This window comes from Fervidobacterium nodosum Rt17-B1, assembly GCF_000017545.1.
GTDB lineage: Bacteria > Thermotogota > Thermotogae > Thermotogales > Fervidobacteriaceae > Fervidobacterium > Fervidobacterium nodosum.
The window spans coordinates 1,574,915-1,600,885 of record NC_009718.1; the positions used below are offsets into that span (position 1 = coordinate 1,574,915).

The 25,971-nt window shown below is 36.0% G+C and carries 26 protein-coding genes and 1 tRNA gene; 11 read left to right on the top strand and 16 right to left on the bottom strand.

The features are described from left to right. Positions 1 to 20 precede the first annotated feature (20 nt). From FNOD_RS07570 to hisS, 3 genes are read left to right on the top strand one after another with little or no spacing between them, the layout of a single operon-like run. Positions 21 to 851, top strand: a complete 831-nt coding sequence (locus FNOD_RS07570; protein ID WP_011994599.1) for a Cof-type HAD-IIB family hydrolase — start codon at positions 21 to 23, stop codon at positions 849 to 851. Next, a complete protein-coding gene (locus tag FNOD_RS07575) occupies positions 848 to 1,579 on the top strand; it encodes a tetratricopeptide repeat protein (RefSeq protein ID WP_011994600.1) in 732 nt (243 codons plus the stop codon). The genes FNOD_RS07570 and FNOD_RS07575 overlap by 4 nt, the downstream gene beginning before the upstream one ends. After that, on the top strand, positions 1,564 to 2,829 hold the full coding sequence (gene hisS / locus FNOD_RS07580) for a histidine--tRNA ligase (protein WP_011994601.1): 1,266 nt from the start codon (positions 1,564 to 1,566) through the stop codon (positions 2,827 to 2,829). The genes FNOD_RS07575 and hisS overlap by 16 nt, the downstream gene beginning before the upstream one ends. Before the next feature lie 43 nt (positions 2,830 to 2,872). Here hisS and FNOD_RS07585 read toward each other — a convergent pair. Continuing rightward, a tRNA-Gln gene (locus FNOD_RS07585) sits at positions 2,873 to 2,946 on the bottom strand. Positions 2,947 to 3,031: 85 nt separating this feature from the next. Here FNOD_RS07585 and glf point away from each other — a divergent pair. Together glf and FNOD_RS07595 are read left to right on the top strand one after the other, a co-directional pair. Beyond that, positions 3,032 to 4,144, top strand: coding sequence for a UDP-galactopyranose mutase (gene glf, locus FNOD_RS07590; RefSeq protein WP_011994602.1), 1,113 nt, complete (start codon positions 3,032 to 3,034; stop codon positions 4,142 to 4,144). After that, positions 4,134 to 5,186 (top strand): glycosyltransferase, encoded by a 1,053-nt coding sequence (locus tag FNOD_RS07595; RefSeq protein WP_011994603.1) that lies wholly within the window; start codon positions 4,134 to 4,136, stop codon positions 5,184 to 5,186. The genes glf and FNOD_RS07595 overlap by 11 nt, the downstream gene beginning before the upstream one ends. 24 nt (positions 5,187 to 5,210) lie before the next feature. Here FNOD_RS07595 and FNOD_RS07600 read toward each other — a convergent pair whose 3' ends face one another. The 12 genes from FNOD_RS07600 to coaBC all read right to left on the bottom strand — a co-directional run bounded on the left by FNOD_RS07600 (position 5,211) and on the right by coaBC (position 16,761). Beyond that, entirely contained in the window at positions 5,211 to 6,059 is an 849-nt protein-coding gene (locus tag FNOD_RS07600) for a glycosyltransferase family protein (RefSeq protein WP_011994604.1), read from the bottom strand. 28 nt (positions 6,060 to 6,087) lie between these two features. After that, positions 6,088 to 7,113 (bottom strand): glycosyltransferase family 2 protein, encoded by a 1,026-nt coding sequence (locus FNOD_RS07605; protein WP_011994605.1) that lies wholly within the window; start codon positions 7,111 to 7,113, stop codon positions 6,088 to 6,090. Continuing rightward, the gene (locus FNOD_RS07610) at positions 7,110 to 8,093 is read right to left on the bottom strand and encodes a hypothetical protein (RefSeq protein ID WP_011994606.1); all 984 of its coding nucleotides are present in this window, start codon (positions 8,091 to 8,093) and stop codon (positions 7,110 to 7,112) included. The genes FNOD_RS07605 and FNOD_RS07610 overlap by 4 nt, the downstream gene beginning before the upstream one ends. 46 nt (positions 8,094 to 8,139) lie before the next feature. After that, complete coding sequence (locus FNOD_RS07615; RefSeq protein WP_011994607.1) at positions 8,140 to 8,904, bottom strand: TPM domain-containing protein; 765 nt, start codon at positions 8,902 to 8,904, stop codon at positions 8,140 to 8,142. A 46-nt stretch (positions 8,905 to 8,950) separates the two neighbouring features. Next, complete coding sequence (locus FNOD_RS07620) at positions 8,951 to 9,763, bottom strand: DUF4895 domain-containing protein (protein ID WP_011994608.1); 813 nt, start codon at positions 9,761 to 9,763, stop codon at positions 8,951 to 8,953. A gap of 26 nt (positions 9,764 to 9,789) precedes the next feature. Then, a complete protein-coding gene (hutU, locus tag FNOD_RS07625) occupies positions 9,790 to 11,439 on the bottom strand; it encodes a urocanate hydratase (protein ID WP_011994609.1) in 1,650 nt (549 codons plus the stop codon). 194 nt (positions 11,440 to 11,633) lie between these two features. After that, complete coding sequence (locus FNOD_RS07630) at positions 11,634 to 12,692, bottom strand: AAA family ATPase (protein WP_011994610.1); 1,059 nt, start codon at positions 12,690 to 12,692, stop codon at positions 11,634 to 11,636. A 28-nt stretch (positions 12,693 to 12,720) separates the two neighbouring features. Continuing rightward, the gene (locus FNOD_RS07635; protein WP_011994611.1) at positions 12,721 to 13,302 is read right to left on the bottom strand and encodes an SMC-Scp complex subunit ScpB; all 582 of its coding nucleotides are present in this window, start codon (positions 13,300 to 13,302) and stop codon (positions 12,721 to 12,723) included. Next, positions 13,289 to 13,963, bottom strand: a complete 675-nt coding sequence (locus FNOD_RS07640) for a segregation and condensation protein A (protein WP_011994612.1) — start codon at positions 13,961 to 13,963, stop codon at positions 13,289 to 13,291. Before FNOD_RS07640 ends, FNOD_RS07635 begins: the two co-directional genes overlap by 14 nt. A gap of 3 nt (positions 13,964 to 13,966) precedes the next feature. Then, entirely contained in the window at positions 13,967 to 14,575 is a 609-nt protein-coding gene (locus FNOD_RS07645) for a CBS domain-containing protein (RefSeq protein WP_011994613.1), read from the bottom strand. Between the two features lie 39 nt (positions 14,576 to 14,614). Further along, the gene (locus FNOD_RS07650; RefSeq protein WP_011994614.1) at positions 14,615 to 15,607 is read right to left on the bottom strand and encodes a hypothetical protein; all 993 of its coding nucleotides are present in this window, start codon (positions 15,605 to 15,607) and stop codon (positions 14,615 to 14,617) included. Beyond that, positions 15,583 to 16,761, bottom strand: coding sequence for a bifunctional phosphopantothenoylcysteine decarboxylase/phosphopantothenate--cysteine ligase CoaBC (gene coaBC / locus FNOD_RS07655; RefSeq protein WP_041256974.1), 1,179 nt, complete (start codon positions 16,759 to 16,761; stop codon positions 15,583 to 15,585). The genes FNOD_RS07650 and coaBC overlap by 25 nt, the downstream gene beginning before the upstream one ends. Before the next feature lie 334 nt (positions 16,762 to 17,095). Here coaBC and FNOD_RS07660 point away from each other — a divergent pair, with 334 nt between their 5' ends. The 6 genes from FNOD_RS07660 (at position 17,096) to FNOD_RS07685 (ending at position 23,029) form a co-directional block, all read left to right on the top strand. Beyond that, positions 17,096 to 18,205, top strand: coding sequence for an ABC transporter substrate-binding protein (locus FNOD_RS07660; protein ID WP_011994616.1), 1,110 nt, complete (start codon positions 17,096 to 17,098; stop codon positions 18,203 to 18,205). 86 nt (positions 18,206 to 18,291) lie between these two features. Then, on the top strand, positions 18,292 to 19,404 hold the full coding sequence (locus FNOD_RS07665; RefSeq protein ID WP_011994617.1) for an ABC transporter substrate-binding protein: 1,113 nt from the start codon (positions 18,292 to 18,294) through the stop codon (positions 19,402 to 19,404). Between the two features lie 80 nt (positions 19,405 to 19,484). Then, entirely contained in the window at positions 19,485 to 20,396 is a 912-nt protein-coding gene (locus FNOD_RS07670; RefSeq protein ID WP_011994618.1) for a branched-chain amino acid ABC transporter permease, read from the top strand. 11 nt (positions 20,397 to 20,407) lie between these two features. Continuing rightward, positions 20,408 to 21,469 carry a branched-chain amino acid ABC transporter permease gene (locus FNOD_RS07675; RefSeq protein ID WP_011994619.1) on the top strand — a complete coding sequence of 354 codons (1,062 nt, stop codon included), beginning with the start codon at positions 20,408 to 20,410 and terminating at the stop codon, positions 21,467 to 21,469. Then, on the top strand, positions 21,466 to 22,332 hold the full coding sequence (locus FNOD_RS07680; protein WP_011994620.1) for an ABC transporter ATP-binding protein: 867 nt from the start codon (positions 21,466 to 21,468) through the stop codon (positions 22,330 to 22,332). Before FNOD_RS07675 ends, FNOD_RS07680 begins: the two co-directional genes overlap by 4 nt. Next, positions 22,319 to 23,029: an ABC transporter ATP-binding protein gene (locus FNOD_RS07685; RefSeq protein WP_011994621.1), complete on the top strand. Its 711-nt coding sequence runs from the start codon at positions 22,319 to 22,321 to the stop codon at positions 23,027 to 23,029. Before FNOD_RS07680 ends, FNOD_RS07685 begins: the two co-directional genes overlap by 14 nt. Positions 23,030 to 23,085: 56 nt before the next feature. Here the strand turns inward: FNOD_RS07685 and sdaAA are convergent, their stop codons facing one another. The 3 genes from sdaAA to FNOD_RS07700 form a co-directional block, all read right to left on the bottom strand. Further along, positions 23,086 to 23,958: an L-serine ammonia-lyase, iron-sulfur-dependent, subunit alpha gene (gene sdaAA, locus FNOD_RS07690; protein WP_011994622.1), complete on the bottom strand. Its 873-nt coding sequence runs from the start codon at positions 23,956 to 23,958 to the stop codon at positions 23,086 to 23,088. After that, positions 23,955 to 24,617, bottom strand: a complete 663-nt coding sequence (sdaAB, locus tag FNOD_RS07695; RefSeq protein WP_011994623.1) for an L-serine ammonia-lyase, iron-sulfur-dependent subunit beta — start codon at positions 24,615 to 24,617, stop codon at positions 23,955 to 23,957. Before sdaAB ends, sdaAA begins: the two co-directional genes overlap by 4 nt. A 164-nt stretch (positions 24,618 to 24,781) precedes the next feature. Further along, positions 24,782 to 25,957, bottom strand: a complete 1,176-nt coding sequence (locus FNOD_RS07700) for a flagellin N-terminal helical domain-containing protein (RefSeq protein WP_011994624.1) — start codon at positions 25,955 to 25,957, stop codon at positions 24,782 to 24,784. Between the last annotated feature and the right edge of the window lie 14 nt (positions 25,958 to 25,971).

A 25,971-nucleotide genomic window follows, 5' to 3' on the forward strand; every position in this document is an offset into this window, starting at 1 on the left:
AAAGATGGAGGTATATTAGAGTGGTTAAGTTGATAGTTACGGATTTAGATGGGACATTGTTGAACGACGATAAGCATATTCCAGACGATAATATAATTGCCCTTAGAGAAGCTATGGAAAAAGGTGTGCATGTAAGTATCGCGACAGGGCGAAATTTTGGTTCAGCAAAAAGGTATATAAAAGAGCTTGGGTTGGATGTACCTGTCATTTTTCAGAATGGCGCGTTTATTTATCAATGGATGGAGGATAAAGTTATATACAAATCCGATTTGAAGTCTGAAATTGCTAAATTAATCGTTGAAAAAGCTCGGGAAAAAGGTTTGTTTTATGTCGTTTACATAGACTTTTTGGAAGAGAAAGATATGTATATAGACGCGAATTATTCAGGTGAGTTTTTGAGTTATTTAAAGCAAAATGAGTGGAGAATAAATTATGTGAGCGATGTTGTAAATTATATATCAAACAGGGATTCAATAGCCGAAGTGGCTCTTGTTGGTGATGAGGAAAAGATAAAAAATATTGTAGAGGATGACTTATTCATATTTGGTGAGTCTGTAAGTGTTGTTAAAAATAATAGGATAAATTCGGAAGTGTTTTACGAATTTTTTGGCCCAAATTCATCTAAAGATATATCTTTCAATTATTTACTCAAATATTTTAATGTAAAGCCTGAGGAGACGATGTATCTTGGTGATAATTATAACGATATAGGTATGTTAAAAATCGTTGGCTATCCTGTCGTTATGGAGAATGCACCAGATGAAGTTAAAAAATATGCAAAATATGTAAGTAAATCAAACAATGAAGCAGGTGTTGCATACGCTGTCAGAAAGTTGGTGTTAGGGTATTGAGAAAGATTAATATTAGAGTTTTTTTAGTTTTATTAATATTTTTTATTTTACAAGAGTTGCTTTTGGCTTCGTCTTATTCTTCTGAGTTGTCTTACAAAATTCAATATATGATTGGCAACAGGCAAGCAAAAGGACTTGATGCACTATTGAAGTCAATTAACTATGAAGAATTATCCCCCGATGAAAAGGGGGATATTGTTATTGCATATACGGAGCTGTACAGTTGGGGTGGAATGGGTTATAATTATTCCGAAAAAGCTTATCAATTGGCAGAGAAAATTGTGAAAGATTATCCAAATTTTTGGAAAGGTTATTATTGCATGGCTCTTGTGCTTTCCCACAGGGTTCAGAAAAATAATCTATTAGCTTTGACTTTAACAAGTAAGATAGATTATAATTTGAATATGGCCATTAAGTATGGTCAAGACCAATGGTTACCTCATTTCTTAGCGGCTATAAGATACATAGAAGTGCCGATTTTTCCTGACCTTGAAAGAGGCGAAGCGTTACTTAAAAGATCGATAGAACTTGAACCCAATCATGTGTATTCTTATTTTGTGTACGGTAAGTTATATGAGAGAAAAGGAAGATACTGCGAAGCAGTTGAAATGTATAAGAAAGCTTTGAGTTTACCAACGAGGCCCGAGTGGAAAATTGTGGATGAGGACGCAAAGAAAGACGCGAATCAGAGACTTGCGGAGGTGGAGAAGAAGTGTACCAAAAAATAAAGGGCACGGAAGATTTGTACGGCGATGAGATGAAGTATTGGTATTGGATAGAGAAAAAGGCAAAAGATTTAGCAATAAGATACGGATACGGTGAAATAAGAACACCAATATTCGAAGAAACGAAGCTTTTTATTAGAAGCGTGGGGCAGGATACGGATATCGTTCAGAAAGAAATGTACACATTTGAGGATAAAGGTGGAAGAAGCATAACACTTAGGCCTGAAGGGACTGCGCCTGTTGTAAGGGCTTTTGTTGAAGATGGAATGATAGCTCAAGGATTTCCACAAAAGTATTTTTACATTGGTCCGATGTTTAGATACGAGAGGCCACAATCTGGGAGGCAAAGGCAGTTCCATCAATTTGGTGCAGAAATTTTCGGGAGTTCTTCTGCTATAGCAGATGCAGAGCTTATAATCTTTGCCGATAGATTGATGAAAGAAATAGGACTTGTCGATTATCAGATTCATATAAATTCGCTTGGTGACATAGAAGATAGGGTGAAATATCGCGAAGCTCTAAAGGAATATTACGCACAGCACTTAGAAAATTTATGCGATGACTGTAAAGTTAGGTATGAAAAGAACGTACTTAGGCTTTTGGATTGTAAAGTTGACATAGAATACACAAAAAATGCGCCAAAGATAACGGATTATCTTGGTGAGAATTCTAGGAAGCACTATGAAGAATTGAAAGCATTGCTTGATTCGGTAGGTATAAAGTATATTGAAAATCCAAGACTTGTTAGAGGTCTTGATTATTACAATAGAACGGTTTTTGAAATACACCACCAAAAGCTCGGGGCTATGAGCGCTATCGCTGGTGGTGGAAGATACGATGGACTAATAAAAGAAATAGGTGGTAAAGACGTTCCAGCGTTAGGTTTTGCAACGGGCATAGAACGATTGATACTTGCATTGAAAGCTGAGAATGTTTTAGTTGATGAAATTGAAACCAACGTAGTTTACATCGCTTACCTTGGTGGGTTTGATGTAAAAGCTGAAGCGATAAGGCTTTCGGAAGAACTTAGAAGAGAAGGTATACCAGTTGGTCTTGAGCTTATGGAACGTGGGTTGAGCGCGCAACTCAAGAATGCTGCAAGAGTTGGAGCTAAATTTACAATAATCGTTGGTGAGAGTGAACTTGAAAGAAATATCGTGCTTGTAAAAAATATGGAAACAGGTGAACAATTGGAGTTTGAAAGAAGCTTTGTAGTTAGCGGAATAAAAGACATGATAACAGAAATGCAGTAATCTAATAAAAATCCCCCACGAAACGTGGGGGAAATTTATGTATTGGCTGGGAGGGGAGGATTCGAACCTCCACTGGCGGATCCAGAGTCCGCAGTCCTGCCATTAGACGACCTCCCAAAAGCCGTAAGGCAAGATATATTTTATCATTCAAGGTTGAGAATGTCAATTATGTAAAATAAGAATACGAAGAGGTGATTTTTTAATGTTTTTTGATGCCGTAGTAGTTGGTGCAGGTTTAGCTGGCTCAACAGCAGCAAGAATCTTGGCTGAAAGTGGTAGAAAGGTTTTAGTTATCGAAAAGCATAAACACATCGCTGGTCACTGCCATGATTACAAAGATAATAATGGCATAACGGTTCACACTTATGGTCCACACATATTTCACACAAACAATAAGACAGTTTGGGAATTCGTCAATAAGTTCACTGAATTCAATTATTATCAACACAAAGTTCTAAGCTACGCAGAGGGTAAATTAATACCCTTTCCGATCAATAGAGATACTTTGTGCGAAGTTTTCGGCATCAATATTGCCACATACGAAGTTGAAGAGTTTTTATCAAATGAAGTTAAGAAATCAAAATTCAACAATCCTCCTAAAAATTTCCGCGATGTTATTGTCTCACAAGTTGGCGAAAGGCTTTATGAGCTTTTCTTCAAAAATTATACTATTAAACAATGGGAACGAGATCCTGAAGAACTATTACCCGATGTAGCAAAAAGAATACCTGTAAGGGCCAACAGAGACGACAGGTACTTCTCTGATAAATATCAAGGCATACCAAAATACGGTTACACAAAACTCGTCGAAAATATTCTGAACCATGACAACATTACAGTGATGATGGGAATAGATTATTTTGAAATCAGAGATTACCTGAAATCAAGCCTTGTAGTATATACTGGTGAATTGGACAGATTTTTTGATTTTTCGCATGGAAAGTTAGAGTACAGGTCTTTAAATCTTGTATTGAAAACGTTTGATATAGAGTTCTACCAACCGGTTGCTGTGGTTAATTACCCAAACGACTATGACTGGACCAGAATAACTGAATACAAACATTTTCTTGATGAAAAATCTTCGAAAACTACTGTTTGTTTTGAATATCCAACAGCACATGGCAAACCATACTACATAGTTATGACAAGTGAAAACATGGAAAGAAGGAAAAAATATACTGAGGAAGTCGAAAGATTAGAAAGGACAGGTGAATATATATTTGTCGGAAGATTAGCGGAATACAAGTACTATAACATGGATGAAGTAATAACAGCTTCAATTAGGAAGACAGAGGTGTGGTTAAATGGAAGGTAAAGAGATTTATTACGTCCCATATTTTCACTGGGACAGTAAATTTAATGCGGGTTACAAGGCCAAAAATGACGTCGAAATCATTTTTGAGAGTGCTAAATTCAAAAGAGTCGACATTTTCAAAAAAGCAAGTGATAGTAATTCAAGGATTTTCAGTCTAAGTAGGCTTATTTCATTGTACCTTAAGCGAAATTTCGCAAATAATGCCATCGTGTTTTTCCAAAACGGAACAGGGCTCGATTTGTTAATAGCCCCTGCACTAAGGAAGGCGTTCAAAAATGCCAAAAGATGCATTGTAATTCACGATATAGAAAGTATAAGACTTGCAAGAAGCATAGATTTCACAAGGGAAAAGCTTGTATTCTCAAACTTTACACATGCAGTATGTCATTCAAAGAAAATGGCAGATTATATAAAAGAGAAATTAGGATATAAGGGAAAAATCTACATTCTCGGCTTGTTTGATTACATCCTCGATACCCCAGTATACGAAAGAGTTATGAGCAAGACTCTACCAAGTTTAGGAAAATACGTAATTTCTTTCGCAGGTAATCTTTCAAAATCAACATTCTTGAAAAAGATAATAAAAGAAGTAAACCCGTTAAATTACACAGTCTATCTATACGGAAAAGGTTATGACGGTGATACAAAAGACGGCGTTTTGGAATACAAAGGTGTGTTTCATCCCGATGAACTTCCATACAAAATTGAAGGACACTTTGGATTAGTATGGGACGGTGAAGAAGTCAACGGAATAAGCGGAACGGTCGGACACTATCTTAAATACAATTCTCCTCATAAGGCATCTTTGTATATAGTTAGCGGATTGCCGCTAATTGTTTGGAAAGAATCGGCAATATACGAAACCGTAAAGGAATACAATATAGGTTTTGGGGTAAATTCTTTGAAAGAAATTGATGAAATACTAAGTAAAGTATCTGAAAAGGATTATCAAGTATGGAGAGAAAACACTATTAAATTGGGCAAAAAGTTAGCCAGCGGTGAAAATGTAAAGGAAATTATAAACAGAATATTATCGAAATAGAAAAGGGTGAGAGTTCTCACCCTTTTATCTTTTAGATTTGAACAACGATAGAACTTGATAGAATGTCCTCAACGCAAAAATTGCGAGCGGTCTCGGAATGTTGTAACTTTCTCCGTAGCCAAAGTTTAGGATTGGCCTGAATAACTTGTGTCTGCCTGCATTGTGAACAACTGGGATTAGTTCAACTTTTCCATTTTCTACAAGATAGAACTTTCCGTTTTTCACTTTGTACTTTTTTTGCGTCGTAGTGGGAATAAAGTTATACTTAGGATGAAGCTGATAAAAATCTTTTTTGTATGCATAGTAGTTCAAGACTACCATATCCGTTCCCCAAGCATCCAAATCTCTAATAATTTCGTTCATTGACCATACAAGTTCAACAAATTGTTTTCGTGGATAGATGACAAAGCCTGCGTTTATCAATTTTTTGTCAGACAAAAACTTCTTTATTTCGTCAGCATTTTTCACATTCTTATCGTTGGCAACGATTTCCATATTTGGTGATATTTCTTCACAAACTGCTTTTATCTTTTCAGGTTCTAACTGGAAAAGATGAGAGATATCCGACTGGAATATTATATCCCCTGAGTCGCATAACACTACTTGCTCATAGTTTTCGTTTTCAAGTAAGAAATCATTCAATTCCAAAAATCTCGTGTTGTTAATATGACCTTTAAATTTTCCAGCGATTTTGATTAAAACAGCTTCACTTTTAAGAATTTTGCGTGCATTTTCAGATAGTCCATAGTCTATAACGACGATATCAATGCTTTCTAATGTGCAATTCGATTTTAAGGACCTCAACCAATGATTTATTAAGAACTCTTCGTACTTCTCATTACACGCCGTTGCTAGTAGATATTTTTTATTCATCCTAGAGACCTCCATATCGTTATCAAACTTATCGATGCAAGATTTTTAGGATATATGAGTAGCTTCTAAGAAGCACGTAGACTAAAAATGGAGAGAAGCGGAAAAGACTAATTAAGAAATTTTGCTGCTTTCCAAATTTTGTATTTTTATTGTGAATTTTGTAAGATATGACATTTCTCCTCACTTTATCCATTCTTGCGATTCTAAGCCAATCAAAGAGTGGGTATCCATTAAACGCCAAATTTCCAATAGTCCAAGTGTATGCCGCAGGTATACATTCTGATTCTATAATCTTAGCAATTTCTCTTTCTCTTCGTTCTTCGAAAAACCTTTTGAGCCTCAGCATTGCACCAACGTTATGAAATACTGATAAACTTGGAATCTTAGTTGTAGATTTTATACGATAAAGTGCATTTGCAACAGCCTTATTGAACACATAACCACTTCCTGAATAATAGAGATACTTAGATATAAACTCATTATCTTCTGAATACCTAGTTCCTGGTGTAAACTTGATGAAGTTTTTATCAATTATCTCTTTTAAGAATATAGAAGAATTCAATGATATATGCATTGTTTGTAGGAGAAATTTTTTTAGGATCTCCTTTGACTCATAAACTCCTTGAGTATACTCATACATTTCATCATATCGATACAAAATCTTTCCTTTAAGATTCACAACATTTTGACCACCAAATGCTATATCGCATTTATTCTCCTCAATCGCCCCTACAAGCTCTTCGACTGTCCACGGAAAGAGTGTATCATCTCCATCTAAGAACTTTATGTACTTCCCTTGCGCTGCTGTAAGCCCGGTGTTCCTTGCAACGCTTGCCCCTTGGTTTTTTTGATTGATTATCTTGTAAATTTTCCCAGCATTTTTGAGTATCTTCTCTGCAACTTCTGCAGTGCTATCTTTTGAACCGTCGTTAACTACTATAATCTCTATATTCTCATACGTCTGCTCTAAAACGCTTCTCAGTGATCTTTCGATGTAGCTTTCCAAGTTATAAGCAGGTATTATCACTGATACAAGTTCTTGTTTATTAATCATTTCAATACCCTCCGAAAGTCACCAATCAACAGCGATTTAACTTTTGCTGGAATATATCTTATTGCTAAATACACTATTAGTAAATCAAATGCAAAGTAAATATACCAGATCTTGTTTAAAAGTGACATAACATCGGATATAACTATTCCAAATAAATTCAAAATTACGTAGAGCAAGCTCCCTAAGAGCATGTGATATCCAATTACAAACAACGCATTGAAAGCCAACTTGTAGAAAAATTTGTCTAAGCTTATAGCTTTCACCATCTCTGAAAGATATATGACTACGAATACCGCCATTATCTCCCCCAGCAAGGCGATAAATCCGCTCTTTCCAAACCATTGGTTGTTCCACGATATGTCTCCATTTGTTTGGCTAATCAAAATCAATGCAAGAATTGAAAGTGCGAAGTCCAGAGGTCTAACTTCAAGCTCGTATTTTCTCCAAATTTTTCCGAGCCAGAAAAATAGCAATGCAACTATGGCCGAGTCGATCTTGAAAATAAACGGCTCATGAGGAATGATTCTAAAGATTATCGCTAAGAGTACAGAAGCGGCTAACAAAAAGCTACTCTTATTCACAAAATAGTACATAACTTCTGATAAGAATAGCATCAGAAAGAACCATAATGGAACTGCATTAATTGCTACTTGATCAAGTTTGTCCATTCTCCCAATAAGATAGTTAGTAATGTACACATACTTAGGATATTGCAAAACATTTTGCGGTGCCAAAATTAAATATATCAAAGTATTAATAAACCCGGCTACGTAGTATGCTTGCACGAGAAGAACTCTTGACTTAATTAATTCTTTAAATCCTCTATCCTTCCATTGGTATCCTCTCGCAAATGCTAACGAACTCAAACCATAGCTAAAAAACGCATATATGTAATTCGGTGTTCCGGCGTGCACGAGCATTACGAAAAAGATAGCAACACCCTCTAAGAGAAGTATGTTCAGTTTCTGTTCTTTAGGCATAATTGTTTCTTAAACCTCCCAGTGATTTAGATTAAATCAGTTCAAATCACCACTTCCCACTTGCACCACCTCCACCGCTTCGCCCACCACCGAAACTACCAAATCCACCGCCAGAACTTCTTCCGCCACCGGAACCTCCGAATCCACCAAATCCACCTGGTCCAAACGGCCCCCTTGGTCCCATACCACTTATCCTTGTTCTTTTTGATAGAGTTATCAGTATTACGATGATTACAAAGACAATTATCGGTAAATATTTTTGAATTGTTTCAGTTTCATCTTGTTGAGGTAATTCACTATCTATATCCATTGTCAATTCTACATTGTATTCCTTTGCTATCTCTTTCGCAAGGGCTAAATAGCCATAGTATACACCTTTGGAATAGTCTTCTTGTTTGAAATATGGTATTATGTATTCATCTCTGATTCGTCCTGCCTTGCCATCTGGTATCGCACCTTCAAGCCCGTATCCAACTTCAATCCTCATTACTCTGTCTTTTACAGCAACAAGTAATAGCACACCGTTGTCTTTGCCTTTTTGACCTATTCCCCATTTTCTGAGTAACTCAACAGCGTATTCTTCAATTGTTGTGTCTCCTATGGTATCAACTATGACAGCTGTTAGTTGCGCACCCGTTTTTTCTTCAAGTTCTTTACCTATAGAGACTATGTTTTTTACATAATCTTCGCTAATTATTCCAACGTAATCGTTAACATATTTCAATGGTGTTGGCTGTGGAAATGTAATTGCTCTGAGGGATGAGTTTAGAAAAAATAGTAAAATTAGAGCAATTAACGATATTTTTTTCATTAAAACCATCTCCCTAAGATTAAGTGAGAAAATTGATTTTGTAAGGTTATACAAAATGCCTGATTAAATCTTTTTTTATCATTTCATATTCTTCTATTAGCTTTTCAACCTGGACAAACGGATTTTCTGAAAATATCGTGTTGAAATCTAATGTAAAGGAACCTATAACTTTTTCGTTTAATGCAAAGTATTTTGCTGGGCTGAGATTGTGCTTTTTTCTTAGTAATGACACAACTTCAGACAACAAGGGCCTGAATTCGTCACTTACACTTCTGTCAATAACGAAGAAATTTATACCCTCATCGTTTATAATGGTTTTACAGATTTTGAATTTTCCCTCTTTGTATTTTTCCAAACGTTCAATAATTTTTTCATCAACTTTTTGTGCAAAAGAGAAAGATTCTGTTCCCAGCACCTTTTCACTAAATATTTCTTTTTTTAAAAATTCATCTGAACCTGCGATGGCAACAAAGCGTGTTTTGAGAGGCAGTTTAATTATACCACATTGAAGATTACAATTTTCATTTGTAAAGTTTTTGAATTTTTCCTTAAAATTTTCTTCATCTTTCATTTTTTGGAGCTTGTATATTGCTGGATTTGTTGACATAGGGTTAGAGATGGATAAACCAATGAGTTTTTCATTTGAAGGAGTTACTAGGAGATTCATAAAAAATGGGAATTTTTTTTGTGATTCAGTCGGGTTTATTTCACTATGTTCATTCGAATAACAAGTTACCACCGCAACATGGCGGTGGTAAACATCAAGCCTATCTTTTTTACTCTCTAGAAAGTTCAATAATTCTGAGCTATTAAATTCGATTTTTTCTATACTCTTATACTTTTCAGGTCCAAAGTACATCTTTCACCTGCTCCATTCGAATAGTTTTAATCCATCATTGGCATTCTAATTCCATGCTTTTTGGCTGTTTGGATAGCTATTTCATATCCAGCGTCAGCGTGCCTTACTACTCCCATGCCAACGTCGTTTGTCAATACTCTTTCGAGTTTTTGTCTCGTTAGTTCTGTTCCATCAGCGACGATAACAACTCCAGCGTGAATTGAGTATCCTATTCCAACGCCTCCACCATGGTGGATAGAGACCCATGTCGCACCACTTGCGACATTTAACATTGCATTTAACAATGGCCAGTCAGCTATTGCATCGCTACCATCTTTCATTGCTTCTGTTTCTCTGTATGGACTTGCTACTGAACCAGTATCGTGGTGGTCTCTACCTATAACTATAGGAGCTTCAAGTTCGCCCTTTCTGACCATTTCATTCATTGCAAGTCCCATTTCTGCTCTCTGTCCTTGACCAAGCCAGCATATTCTTGCCGGTAATCCTTGCCATTTTACCTTCTTTTGAGCCATATCTATCCATTTCCTAAGATGCTCGTCTTCGCCAAATAGTTCTAATACCTTTTGGTCAGTCTTGTAAATGTCTTCCGGCTTACCAGACAATGCTACCCATCTGAATGGGCCTTTACCTTCACTGAATAAATCTCTTATGTATTCAGGCACGTAACCTGGGATATTGAAAGCATCCTTTACTCCATGGTCTAGTGCCAATCTTCTTATGTTGTTCCCATACTCAAATACTTTTGCGCCTTGCCTTTGCATTTCCAGTATTGCCTCAATGTGTTTCACAACGCTATCGTAAACCATTTCAAGATATTTTTCCGGATTTTCTTTCCTTAGTTTCAAAGCCTCTTCGAATGAAATGCCAGCAGGGACATAACCATTTAATGGGTCATGTGCGGCTGTTTGGTCTGTTACTACATCGGGAATGATACCTCTTCTTACAAGCTCTGGATGTACTTCTGCTGCGTTTCCAAGTAAACCTATCGATAGAGGTCTACCTTCCTTCAAAGCTTCTTTTGCTAATCTCAAAGCCTCATCCAAGTTATCTGTCCATGTATCGAGATAACCAGTTTGAATTCTTCTATCTATCATCCTTTTATCAACTTCAACAGCGATTACTACACCGTCATTCATTGTAACTGCGAGTGGTTGGGCTCCGCCCATTTCACCAAGTCCGGCTGTTAAAACAAGTTTACCTTTAAGCGTTCCACCAAAGTATTTCTTAGCAACGGCGTAGAATGTTTCGTAAGTACCTTGGAGTATGCCTTGTGTACCTATGTATATCCAACTTCCTGCTGTCATTTGCCCATACATTATCAGCCCACGTACTTCAAGTTCGTTGAAATATTCCCACGTTGCCCATTTTGGTACAAGGTTGGAATTTGCGATAAGTACACGCGGTGCCCATTCGTGTGTTTTCCAAACTGCGACTGGTTTTCCACTTTGAATAAGTAACGTTTCATCGTTTTCTAATTTTTTAAGTGTTTCAACTATTTTGTAGAAACAATCCCAGTTTCTTGCAGCTTTACCTTTACCTCCGTAGACTATCAAATTAGCCGGATCTCTTGCAACTTCTGGATCAAGATTATTCATTAACATTCTCATCGCGGCTTCTGTTTGCCATGATTTGCATGTTAATTGTGTTCCTCTTGGTGCCCTTATGACTTCTGGCATAAATCATCCCCCCGTTTGGCAATTACTTAAGATATTCAGGAATAACAATTTAATTATAACACTAACTTGGTTATTTTCATTTTTCAAAAGTTTGTGAATCTAAAAGAAATCAAAAGCATAGTTATTAAAGAACAAAAAATAACCTCGAGTTTGAAAACACGAGGTTATTTCAGAATGCTTACGAGAGATATAATTTATTGATTTGAATTAGTTTGACTTCCGTTAAGATTAATTAATTTTCTAATAAGTTCATCACAAAATTCGCCTTTTAACCCAGGTGTGTTGGAGAGATTTACCAACATTCTCATAAAAGCTTCGAACGAATCAGATGGAACGACTTTCGATAATCTTATTAAATTTTCCGATATATTATCTAATTTTTTGCGTAATTCTTGAAGGTCTTTTTCATCTACGGAAGTTATAAAATCTACTAATCTTATCAACAATCCGTTTGCTTGATGAATATCCATCTGCGTAGGGATATTGCCGTTTATGAATACTTCATATGGACTTAAAATATCAGAAGAGATTGCCCTATCGACGAACACTTTTGCAGCTTCTGGACCAATTATTCCACTTGCTAATATGTATAAATACTCTTTTTTATCTTCTTCAGTTAATTGAGAAAGTACTTTTCCAAGTTTATACCAACTTCTTGGACTTGGTTTTATAGAGGCTTTTAATGACAGAGTATCATGAACAGAAAGAAACTCTGGGTATTTTTCTATGAAGTTAATTATGTCTCTTGGAATACTATTTTTTTCAGCCCAATTTATCCATTCAGATGGTTCCGGATGTATTTCAAGAATAAAGAACCTTGAGAGAAAAGCAGGGTCTGTTATTAATTCAACTTGGTCATAGTTTTCATCAGGTGGGTTCATAGACGCCATTAACCATGTGCCTTCTGGAAGTACATGATTGTGAATTCTTTTATCCACAAGAAGTTGCATTATCGCATTCCTTATGCTTCTGTGAGCTCTGTTTATTTCATCCAAAAGAATTATAACATTTCCATCTTCTGGCCACCAATCAGGTGCTAAGAATTTAGTCTTATTCTCATCTCTTGCAGGTAGTCCAATCAAATCTCCTGGTTCCATCTGCGATAATACTAATATAATAAGCTTTCTCCCTCTTTCTTTCGCTATATCCCTTGCTATATCTGTTTTCCCAACACCAAAATGTCCTATTAAAAGTGGAATTTCACCAGCTTCCATTATCTTTTGTGATAGATATTTTGCTTCATTTACAGTCATGAGCATCCCTCTTTAGTTTGATTTTTATTTAATTTTCTTTATTTTCCTGTTTGTTATTTGTATTGATTTGTTCTTCAGGTTCAAAGATATTCTGTGCAATACTTTCGAACGAAGCACCACCTGCTTGGCGAACGAGTTCTTCAATCATGCTTTCGTCTTTAAATGTTTCGGTAAGGCTGTAGATAAAGGTTCTTCCAGATTTCCTCCTTTTAATGACTCCAGATGCTAATAATTGTTTAATTATATTCGTTGAATCTTTGCCTCGCATACTGTCTATCTCTAATTTTGTTGCTTGCTTTCTAACGGCTAAAAATATAGCTATCTCAAGTTGTGAAGAAGAGAGACTTCCAAGATATCTCCTCTTGGCTACTTTTGACACAATGCTTGAAAACTGAGGTTTCGTATAGAATCTTAAGTAACCTTCTATTTCCCTAAGTTCAATACCATGATTTTCTGAAGAATAATCTTCTTTTATTTCGTTAATCAACAATTCTATTTCCTCAAGAGGAATTTCGGTCAGAGTGGATATGTTTTCTTTACTTATTCCGCGTGAGGCGAAGATAATTGATTCAATTAATGCCTTTTTAGTTTTAGTATTATACTGCGACATTCGCCTTCACCACTTTCTTTAAAACAAGGTTTTCATCAATGATAAATTTTTCAAAACGTATTAGTTCAAGTATAGCCAAAAATTTGATTATTATTTCATATTTTGATGTACTATTTCTAAGCAATTCGTATAGACTTATTGAATCATAACTTTGCTCTATTTCTTCCATCACTTTTTCAAGAGAGTAATTTTCTTTTTTTATAACGTAAACTTTTTGCTTTACCTCTAATTCCTTTATTGCTGCTTTAACTATATTTACAAGTTTTTTCTCATCTACCTTTGGGAAAGTATACAAAACTTTCACAGGATATTGCTCAGCAGAATCTTTTCTTGATAATTCTTCTGCTAATTGTTTTAATCGAGCGTATTCTTCGATTCTCCTAAACAAAAGTTCCCTTTTGTATTCATACTCTTTTCTTTCTTTATCACTTAATGAAGGAATTAAGCTTTTTGATTTTAATTCAAGCAAATAAGCTGCCGTTGATATGAACTCTGAAGTAACGTTTAGATTGAATTCTTCCATTTGATTTATATAGTATAAAAACTCATCTGCCAGTTGTGAAATCGACAACTGGCGGATGTCTATCTGTTTTTTCTGGACTAAATAAAGGAGTAAGTCAAGAGGACCTTCGAATGTTTCTAGTTTGAATAGTATATCCATTTCTTATTGGAAAAATCCCTCTTCTTCAACTATTGATTCGTATGGGATTTCATATACTTCAAGTATGCTTGCAACGCTTTCTGCATCTTTACTATCAACTTTTATTGATACAAGGCGATTGTTATCATCTTTAAGTGTTAGGATAGAAAGAATGTTTATTCTGTTGTTTGCAAGCACATCGATAACTTTCTTCAATTCGCCAGGTTTGTCTTGAAGTGTCAGATTAATTCTTATTCCGTGTTCATCCATTGCTGACATTTCTGTCATAGCTTCGAGTACTTCTTGAATGGTTAGTACACCTATAACTTCACTATTTGAATTAACAACGGGAAGTACCGTTTCTTTGTTTTCAATAAGCATCATCGCAGATTCTTCGATTGTTGAATCCTCAACAATATAAAAATCGGGGAAAATAACGTATTTACCAACCTGTTCTTCCATTTCAACTTCTTTTATAACAGATTTGTGAATCAATCCATCAAATTTGCCATCTTCGTCTACGACGATACAATAATCACAAGAATATTTTCTCATTTCATGGAGTGCATCAGAAATTGACTGCGTGTTTTTTACCTTTGGAAAAAATGTATTAACCCATCTGACTGCTTTCATATCTTTCTACCTCCTTAATAATTAATGATTTTTAGTTTTTTAAAAAGTATAATAATAAAACTCGCCACTATCGGAACAATATACAGAAAATGCGCTTTGTGAATCTTTTAGTGTAAATACTTCAAAAGGATAATCACCCGTATCAAATACATTGATTTCTTTCCCATCTTTTGTTACCATAACTTTATTGTAAGGGGCGCTTAATATAACTATGTATTCTCCAACCTTTTTTACAAAAGTTGGGGTGTATGGCACTTTGAAAGAATTTTGAACAGAATCATTTTGCACAATAGTAAGTGACAATCCTGCCATAGAAGTTATATAGTATTTCTCACCATCGTAATAAGCGCTCGAGATGTATTTGGATATTTTAGTTATTTTGCCTGTTTTAAGGTTATAAAGTTGTCCATCACGGGTATCTATAAGTATGTCACCAACAAGAATAGAAGGTGTTGTTAAACCTATTTTTTGAGGTTTCTCGTTTACAAACTCTATGTCGTAATTTTCATTCCAAAGATAAGTTGCAAATATTTTTCCATTCCAAGAGAATATGTAAGCGGGTGATCCAGAAAATTTGTATGTTCCTATTGTATTTAAATCTTTATCGAAGGAATAAAGTTCGCCTCCTTCAAGAAGAATATATAAAACATTATCTTGCAGTAAACTCGATTGAATTCTTTTTTGGAAAGATACGCTTTTAATTAAGTTACCATAAAGGGTAATCTTTGAAATTTTTGGCGATGTTCTATCGACTATTATATAATCGTTTTCTGATTGATAAACGTTCATGACGTAACTTCCAATGGAAGAATAAGCTGTAACTATTTGTTTTAATTCGAGATTGTATACAACCATGTTTCTACTAAAAGGATCCACTAAAATTACTGTACCGTCTGTCCTAAAATTCCTGAAAGAATACTTGATACCCACGTAAACTTTTTCAATGTTTACTCCAAAAGTAAATGTTTGAATTAGCATAACAATGAGAAGAAAGAAGTGGATTTTTCTTAGGATTCTTGTAGAACTTTGCATAGCTTTATCAACAACTCCTTTGCTATTTCTTCTTTTGTTCCCTCAAGTTCAACTATCGAATTATTTTTGAAAATTATATAAACGTGATTTCTATCGTTTCCCATAGCAGTTCTAGCATCGTTTGCGACTATCACGTCTGCGTTTTTTCTCACAAGTTTTTCGTAACCGTTTTCTATTATATTTTCTGTTTCTGCGGCAAATCCAACAACAATTTGATTTTCTTTTTTTGAATGACCAATTGTTTCAAGTATATCTGGGTTTTTCTCAAGCTCAATAGTAAGTGTTTCTGCGGATTTTTTGATTTTTTGTTGAGCACTAACCTTAGGCTTGTAGTCAGCAACTGCCGCACACATAATAAGTATATCATAATTATCCTTTTTGCTCAAAACTGCTTTGTACATTTCTTCCGCAGATTTAATAGAAACTATTTCATCCATAAAGAAAGGATATTCAATACACGTCGGGCCAGTTATTAGCGTAACGTCTGCTCCCAATCTTTTAGCTACAGTTGCTATGGAGTATCCCATCTTCCCACTTGAATGATTTGATATGTATCTAACGGGATCTATAGATTCTACAGTTGGACCGGCTGTTACAAGAACTTTTTTACCTTCCAACGGTTTTTCTTCTGATACTATCTTTATGAATTCTATAATTTTCTCATTCTCAGGATACCTGCCTTTTCCAACTTCTCCGCAAGCAAGATGACCACTTTCAGGATTAAGTATTTTCCAACCTAACTTACCAAGCTTTTCTATATTCTCTTGTGTTATTTGATTTTCGTACATTCTTGTGTTCATAGTTGGGACAACTATTTTTTTACCCTTGTCAAATGCGAGCGCGGTTGTGGTTAGCAAGTTATCAGCCAAGCCATTTGCAAGTTTTGCTATTGTATTCGCAGTAGCGGGTGCAATTATAAATACATCAGCCCATTTTGAAAGCTCAGTGTGTATTATCCAACCAGATTCAATTTCATATGTATCTGTATAGACTTTACAGTTTCCAACCGATGAGAAGACAATAGGATTTATCAATTTACTAGCATTTTCGGTCATTATAACTTGAAGGTTCCAGCCTTGTTTTCTTATTTTACTTGCTAAATCGACAGCTTTGTAAATCGCTATACCTGAGCTAACTCCAAGTAGGATATTCAATTTTATCACCTCATTTCTTTCAGAAATACTCACAAGTATCATAAATAATTATACCATATTTGAAACATTAATTTTCTTTAACAATTTTAATCACGTTAAATTAAACACAAATTCCATTTATTAAGTAACAATTTTAATCTTTCGATACTATAATTATTCAAAAAATCAGATTAAGTTGTAAAAACATACTAAAAATACATATTTTTTTAATTTTCTCTCGTTTTCTAATAAAATCGCTTGACTTGTTTTGGTTGTTTGTGTTAAAATACATAAAAATTTTTTTACCAACGTTAAAATTTGTATCTAAAAAACTTCTTTAAGGGAGGGAGAGACTATGAGAAAAGTCTTTTTGGGATTGCTGTTGTTAGCTAGTCTTAGTTTATTTGCCGTTGTTAAGATTGGTGCGCTTTTACCTTTAACAGGTGGTGTCTCGGCTTTTGGCGATTTGGTAAAGAAGGGTATAGAACTTGCTTGGGAGGAAAAGAACACGGTTTTAGGTGAGAAGATAGAAGTTGTTTACATGGATACAAGGAGCGAAAAAACAGAGGCAGCAAACGGTATCGCAAGGCTTATTGATAAAGAAGGTGTTGTTGCTGTCATCGGTGAAGTTATCAGCGGTAATTCAATTGCTGCTGGAGAAATTGCTGAGAAAAAGAAAGTACCTATGGTCAGTCCTTCTTCTACAAATTCGCTTGTAACACAAGGTAAAAAGTTTGTTTCAAGGGTTTGTTTCATTGATCCGCTCCAAGGTACCGCACTTGCAGAATTTGCAGCAAAGACATTGAAAGTAAAGAAAGCAACGGTACTTACGGATGTTGAGCAAGACTACAGTGTAGGTCTTTCGAATTACTTTATGGAAAGGTTCAAGAAATTAGGAGGACAGGTATTACAATTACAGTATAAATCAGGTGACCAAGAATTTAGCGCACAACTTTCACAAGCATTAGCATTTGGTAGTGAAGCTATAGTGGTTACAGGTTATTACAATGAAATAGCGCTTGTTGCTCAGCAGGCAAGAGCTCTTGGATATAAAGGTTACATACTTACCGGTGACGGAGCCGATGCGCCAGAATTAATAAAAATCGGTGGTCAAGCAGTCGAGGGAATTTACTTCTCTGACCACTTCCACCCAGATGCGCCGGTGACAAAAAGGTCAAAGCTTTTCGTTGATGCATTTGTAAAAAAATATGGAGTAAAACCGTCAACACTTTCAGCATTAGGTTACGATGCTTATATGCTTGTTTTAGAAGCAATTGAAAGAGCAAAAACAACAAAACCCGAACTTATAGCAACGGCTATTAGAAGCATCAAGAACTTTGAAGGAGCGACGGGTACAATAACGATAGATTCAAACGGCAATGCGACAAAAGACGTTGTTATATTAACCGTTAAAAATGGACAATTTGCCTTTGCCGCGAAAATTTCTGCTAGCGCTTTGAAATAATATATGTTTCATACAAAGTGAGTGGTGACAAGCCACTCACTTTGCATATTATTTATTCCCATTATTTTCATAGGAGGTGGTTCGTTGTGAAAAGGTTTTTGTTGATTTTATTTCTGATTTTTAGTATTTTTGTTTTCTCAGAAATAAAGATTGGTGTACTTCTTCCACTCACCGGTGGAATTTCTGCTTTTGGTGATTGGACAAAAAAAGGTATAGAACTTGCGTACAGCCAAAAATCAACAGTTCTTGGTGAGAAGATAACACTTGTTTACGCTGATACCAGAAGTGAAAAAACAGAAGCGGCAAACGCTATGGCAAGACTTATAGATAAAGAAAAAGTGGTAGCTGTAATTGGTGAGATTGCAAGTAGTAATTCAATTGCGGCAGCAGAAATTGCAGAAGCGAGAAAAGTACCACAAGTTGCAGTCACTTCAACAAATCCTTTGGTAACACAAGGAAAGAAATTTGTCTCACGTGTGTGTTTTATTGATCCGCTACAAGGTACCGCACTTGCAGAATTTGCCGGTAAAACTTTAAAAGCGAAGAAAGTGGCGATATTCGTTGATATCGAACAAGATTACAGTGTGGGTTTGACAAATTACTTTAAAGAAAGGTTTGAAAAGAAATACAAAGGGCAAATTTTGGAAGTTCGTTACAAATCTGGTGACCAGGAGTTTAGCGCACAACTTGCTCAAGCACTTGCATTTAATAGTGATGTGATAATGTTCACTGGATATTACAACGAAATAGCTCTCGCTGCACAGCAGGCTAGAGCCATGGGATATAAAGGCTACTTTATTGCTGGAGATGGTGCAGATGCTCCAGAGCTTATAAAAATAGGCGGACAAGCAGTTGAAGGACTTTATTTCACGACACATTATGTCCCAGAAGCAGCTAAGACAAAGATTGCAAAAGACTTTGTAGATGCCTTTAAGAAGAAATTTAATACCCTTCCTGCAATGAACGCGGCTCTCGGTTATGATGCATATATGCTTATTGTAAATGCTATTGAAAGGGCAAAGTCAAAAGACCCAGTTAAAATCAATGAAGCAATTAGATCCACAAAAGGTTTCCAGGGTGTTAGTGGGAATATAGATATAGATGAAAACGGTAATGCAGTTAAAGATGTAATTATCGTACAAGTTAAAGGTGGAAAATTTACATATGTAACAACCATAGGTCCCGAAGATTTGAAATAATTTTTTATTGTGGATGATAACTGTGTAAATATCGGTTATCATCCACAATTTCTCTAAATAAACAAGAGGAGGGATACAGATTGAGCTTTAATTTTACTATTTTTATTCAAAATCTTTTGAATGGTTTGATGGTTGGAGGGTTGTACGCTCTTATCGCTGTTGGATATACAATGGTTTACGGTATCTTGCGATTGATAAACTTCGCGTTTGGTGATGTCATGGTTATGGGAATTTACTTTGCCTTTTACGGTGCTACTCTCATACGTTTTAGCTTTCCTCTTGCAGTTGCATTTTCACTTTTAGTAACTGCCATTTTGGGTGTGCTAATAGATAGACTTGCTTACAAGCCATTGAGAAACGCTCCAAGGATATCTGCTTTGATAACAGCAATAGGTGTTTCATTTTTTATTGAAAGTTTCGCTGTAGTGTTTTTCGGGCCGAATTACAAAGCATTTCTTGAAGCGCTTGAGAACAAAACAATAGCTTTTGAATCGTTTATTATAGGTGGAGTTTACTTACCAAAGATAATATTCATAATCTTAGGTATAACAGCTGTTGCTCTTGTAACGTTGTTCCTGATTGTATATAAAACGAAAATGGGAATGGCTATGCGTGCTATTTCTGCAGATATCCCAACAACATCGTTGATGGGGATAAATGTTGATAACGTGATTGGCTTTACATTCGCTATAAGTTCAGCACTTGCAGCACTTGCTGGGGTAATGTGGGCACTTAGATATCCAAGTTTCTATCCTTACACAGGCTTTGTGCCTGGTTTGAAGGCATTCATTGCTGCTGTATTCGGTGGAATTGGTTCAATTGGCGGCGCTGTACTTGGTGGCATATTGCTTGGTATTCTTGAGATGATGATAATAACGTTTTTCCCAACACTTATGCAATACAAAGATGCATTTGCATTTATTATCCTTATAGTTATTCTCCTTATTAGACCTGCAGGACTTCTTGGTAAACGCTCAGTTGTAAAGGTTTGAGGTGAGAGATGATGAAGAGCAAAGCAAAAAGAGACTTGACATTAACAGTATTGTTTGTCATTTTCGCTATTATCCTTCTTCAAATCGCGAATGTTAAATTTGACACTTATAAAAAACAAATTCTCTCGCTTATGGCGATTTACGGAATAATGGCTGTAAGTTTGAATTTGGTCAATGGGATAACTGGCGTATTTTCACTTGGTCATGCTGGATTTATACTGCTTGGAGCTTATACTTCGGCTCTTTTAACGATACCACCAGAACAGAAAGCAATGATTTTTATAATAGCACCACCTAGTCCGTTTATTGTGAATCTTCATACTGACTTTCTTACAGCAACGATAATTGGAGGACTTGTTGCAGCATTTGGAGCTTTTATAATCGGTTTTCCAGTTCTCAGATTATCAGGTGATTATCTTGCAATTGCTTCTTTAGGCTTTTCAGAGGTTTTGAGAATATTAGCATTGAATCTCCAATCTATCACAAATGGCTCTCTTGGTTTAAAAGGTTTGCCGAATTACACTAATATTTGGTGGAGCTGGGGTTGGTTGTTTGTAACGATACTATTCATAGTTAGTCTTGTGAAAAGTTCTTATGGTCGGGCTTTATTAGCGATTAGGGACAACTCAATTGCAGCTGAAGCGATGGGGATAAATGTTTTTAAACATACGTTGTTATCTTTTGTTGTAAGTGCATTCTTTGCTGGCGTGAGTGGTGCTCTGTACGCTCATTGGCTTACAACAATTGACCCAAGAATCACCACTTTCGGTCCAATTCTTACATATTATGTTTTAATAATGGTTGTTCTCGGAGGTCTTGGAAGTATAAGTGGTTCGGTGATTGGCGCGATAATATTTGCATTTTTAATGGAATGGCTTAGGGCATTTGAGCAACCATTTACATTATTTGGTAAAGATTTCCCGGCCATCCAGGGTATGAGAATGTTAGTTTTGTCTGTTTTATTTGTCGTTACAATGATTGTATGGAAGAGAGGAATATTTGGACGAGCAGAAATAACTTGGGACGGAATAATAAATATTTTCAAGAAGTTCTCAAGAGGTGGTAAAAAATGACAAAAAATGAGATAAACAATCCAAAAAAGGTAATTTTGAGAATGGAACATGTGACTATGCAATTTGGCGGACTTACCGCAGTTGATGATTTTGATAACGTAGCTTACGATGGTGAAATCCTTGGGATTATCGGTCCGAATGGCGCTGGTAAGACAACAGCTTTTAATGTTATCACAGGTATATACTATCCAACAAAAGGAAGAGTTATATTTGACGATATAGATATTACGCCTTACAGACCTCACCAAATAACACATTTGGGTATAGCTAGAACATTTCAAAATATAAGGCTTTTCGATACTTTGACGGTTTTAGACAACGTACTTGTTGCTCAGCATCATCTTTTATCAACGAGAGATGCCGATAAAATTTTACAAAAACACGGGAAAGAGAAAAAAATAAAAGGTGGATTATGGTTTTGGAGGTCTGTTTTCAAAGTTGGATATCGTAAAGTTGAACAAGAAATGAGAGCACGTGCGATGGAATTACTTAGGAAAGTTGGGCTCGATCATCTTGCGTATGAAATTGCATCGTCATTGCCATATGGTCAACAAAGAAAACTTGAGATTGCAAGAGCACTTGCAACAGAGCCGAAACTGTTATTACTTGACGAACCAGCGGCAGGTATGAACCCAAAAGAGTCAGAGGAACTGCTGAATTTTATCAGATATATACGAGATGAGTTTAATTTGACAATTATACTTATTGAGCACGATATGAAAGTTGTTATGGGAGTATGCGAAAGAATTATCGTTATGGATTCTGGAAAGATTATCGCAGAAGGAACACCAGAAGAGATAAGCAAAAATCCTAAGGTAATAGAAGCTTACCTTGGTAAGGAGTGGGAACATGCCGGTGCTTGAAGTAGATGGTCTTCATGTTTTTTATGGAGCTATTCACGCAATTAAGGGGATTTCTTTTAAAGTTGAGAAAGGTAAAGTTATAACACTCATAGGTGCAAATGGCGCAGGGAAAACGACGACTCTTTCAACGATAGCAGGTCTGGTAAAATCAAAAAGAGGGAGAATTATATTTGAAGATAAAGAAATACAAAATCTTCCACCACATACTATCAATAGACTTGGTATTTCATTGGTTCCTGAAGGAAGACGCATATTTCCAAATTTAACAGTAATGGAAAATCTCATGATGGGTGCTTACAATCGAAAGGATAAGGAAGGAATAAAGAAAGATTTGGAGTGGGTGTTTTCTTTATTCCCAAGGCTTGCTGAACGTAAAAATCAGCTCGGTGGAACTTTATCCGGTGGAGAACAGCAGATGTTGGCTATTTCGAGGGCACTCATGAATCGTCCGAAACTTCTCATGATGGATGAACCTTCTCTCGGGCTTGCACCTATATTGGTTGAAGAAGTCTTTGAGATTATCAAAAAACTAAATTCAGAAGGAATAACAATATTGCTTGTTGAACAAAACGCAGTAGGGGCACTTAACATATCTCACTATGGTTACGTTCTTGAAACTGGGAATATAACCCTGGAAGGTCCTTCAAAGGAGTTGCTGAAAAACGAGGAAGTTAAAAAGGCATACTTAGGTTTGTGAGATATTTGTGAAATAAAAACAAAAGGCTTCAGGTAATTCCTGAAGCCTTTTATTTTCTAAGTATTTTTACTCCAATTTTCTTTGATTTTTTCAACGATTTGCTGCGCAGTTTTAGTCCCGGCAATTCCACCGATGCCAGTTTCTCTAAGACTTTCCGGCAAAGATTTTCCAACGTTGTACATAGCCTCGACAACTTCGTCGAATGGAATTACACTTTCAATGCCAGCCAACGCCATTTCACTGCAAATAATTGCTACATTAACTGCTGAACCATTCCTCTTAACACATGGTACTTCAACAAATCCTCCTACTGGGTCACAAACAAGCCCCATGAGCGACTTGAAAGATAACGCTGCAGCGTGTCCGACTTTTACAGGGTCTTTTGAAAAATAATAAGTTAAAATAGCAGAAGCCATTGCTGTTGCAGTACCTATCTCGGCTTGGCAACCACCAGCAGCCCCTGAAAGTGTAGCTTTATTCGCTACAACGTTTCCTACCCCAGAACCTACGATAAACGATTTCAATAAATCTTCCTCGTTTGCGTTGTATGTTTTTTTCAAAGCGTATAACGCTCCTGGAACCACACCACACGAACCAGCTGTTGGACATGCGACGATACGACCCATAGAAGCATTCGATTCACCCATGGAAATAGCTACTGTGGTAGCTAAATGATTAAACTCGCTTACCATTTTCGGAGAGTGTTTATAAAATTTTAATCCATTATCTCCCGTCATACCCGTAAGAGTTTCGAATTTTTTTCCGATATTTTTCTCAGATTCTTCTAGAATTACATTCATCAATCTTCTAAGATTTTCTTTAACCCTTTCTGGGTCTCTTCCAGTTTCTATCATCTCTTGAGCTAATATTATTTCACTGAATTCTAAATTCGTCTCTTTCCAAATTTCTAAAAGTTCGGAATATTTCATATTACTTCACCTTCTTCGATTCTAACATTGTAAACTTCAAGAACGTTATTTAGATTTTTCAAACATTTCAAAACATCATCACTAGCGTTTTCATCGAGTTCTATTATCGTCAATGCTATAGCTTGTAAAGCGTTTATTCTTCTTAAATAAACATTTGCTATGTTTGTTTTTATACAATCAAGTATATCCTTTAAGGCGCCTGGTTTATCTTTATTTACAATTACCAGTGTGGGAAAATCGCCGGTAAGTTGGCATTCCACACCATTGATTTTTGTTATCTTTATCGCTCCTCCACCAATAGAAGAACCTTCAATTTCATTGTATATATTATCTTTCCAAGCTTTTATAAGAACGGTGTTAGGATGTACATCTCCTAGATCTTGTACCTCAAATTCATATTGTAGACCGTACATTTTTGCGATATTATAAGCTTCTTTAACATCTGGGCTATCTGGTTTAATCCCCAAAACCCCTGCAAGCAAAGCCCTATCCGTGCCATGCCCACGGTAAGTTAATGCGAAAGAACCGTGCATTGCAAACACAACATGCTCAGGTATTCCCATTAATTTATAGACAAACCTTGCAATTTTTAAAGCACCTAATGTATGTGAACTTGATGGCCCCGTCATCACTGGCCCTGAAACTTCAAGTAATCCCATATAAAAGCCTCCAAATAGTTAAGATAATTAATTTTTTGTAATTATCTTAGTTTAAAAGTTTTTTCTAAATTGAATTATACCATTTTTAGAATTTAATATCAATCATATTAAGCAAACAACAAAAGCCCCGTTAGGGGCTTTTGTTTTAAACTTATTATTAATTATTATCCTCTGAGTAATTGCAATACATTCTGTGGTAAACCATTGGATTGAGCAAGCATTGCCATGCCAGATTGCATCAAAATTTGTTGCTTTGTAAACGCCATCATTTCTTTTGCCATGTCTGCATCTCTTATTCGGCTTTCGGCTGCTGTTAAGTTTTCTGCGGCAACTCCGAGGTTTGCTATCGTATGTTCCAGTCTATTTTGAATTGCACCAAGTTGTGAACGTATGGAACTTACTTTATGAATTGCTCCATCAATTACACTTATTGCTCTTTCTGCAGCATTTTGTGATGTAACTTTTAAAACTGTGGTAATAAGCCCGAGGTTTTTGGAGTCTACAGCATCAATTCCGGCTACCATGTTTGCGCCTTCGTTTGCACCGATTTGGAAAATAAGCTGATTTCCTGTTGTATTTAATCCTTCAACTCTGGCAACACCGGTATCTATAACTGTTTCTTTTGGTAGTGCTCCTCCAAATTGATTTATGTTGAATCTTGTGGTATTCCATGTTACTTTTATTCCACCAATTGTTACATAGCCTACTGTGTAGTTTTTAACTGTTGCAACCGTTGTCCCATTGTTTTTAATTAAGACTACTCTTGCATCAAGATTACTCGTTGTTGTTCCTTGGAATTGCCCAATTTCGAGTATATAAGTTCCTTCAACAACACTTACGTATGAACTTGCGATTGAAACTTTCAAATCAATATTACCTTCAGCGACGACTTTTGCGTCTGGCGCGGCTCTAAAACCTTCAAGATTACCGTTTAAAAGTTTTTTAGTGTTGAATTCTGTTGCTCTGCTTATTCTATCGATTTCATCTCTTAGTTGGTCAATTTCTGCTTGAATGTTCCATCTATCAACGTCTGTGTTTGTGTCAGTTGCGGCTTGTACAGCTAATTCTCTCATCCTTTGGAGTATAGCGTGGATTTCGTTTAGTGCTCCTTCAGCAGTTTGAATAAGTGAAATAGCGTCTTGTGCGTTTTTGCTAGCCATCTCAAGCCCCTTGACCTGTCCTCTCATCTTTTCGCTGATTGCAAGACCTGCTGCATCGTCACTGGCTCTATTGATTCTTAAACCGGAAGAAAGCCTTTCAAGACTCTTTTTCATGTCCGAATCTGTTAATGTAATCTGCCTCCATGCGTTAAGAGCAGACAAGTTGTGGTTAATCCGCATAACCTCACCTCCAA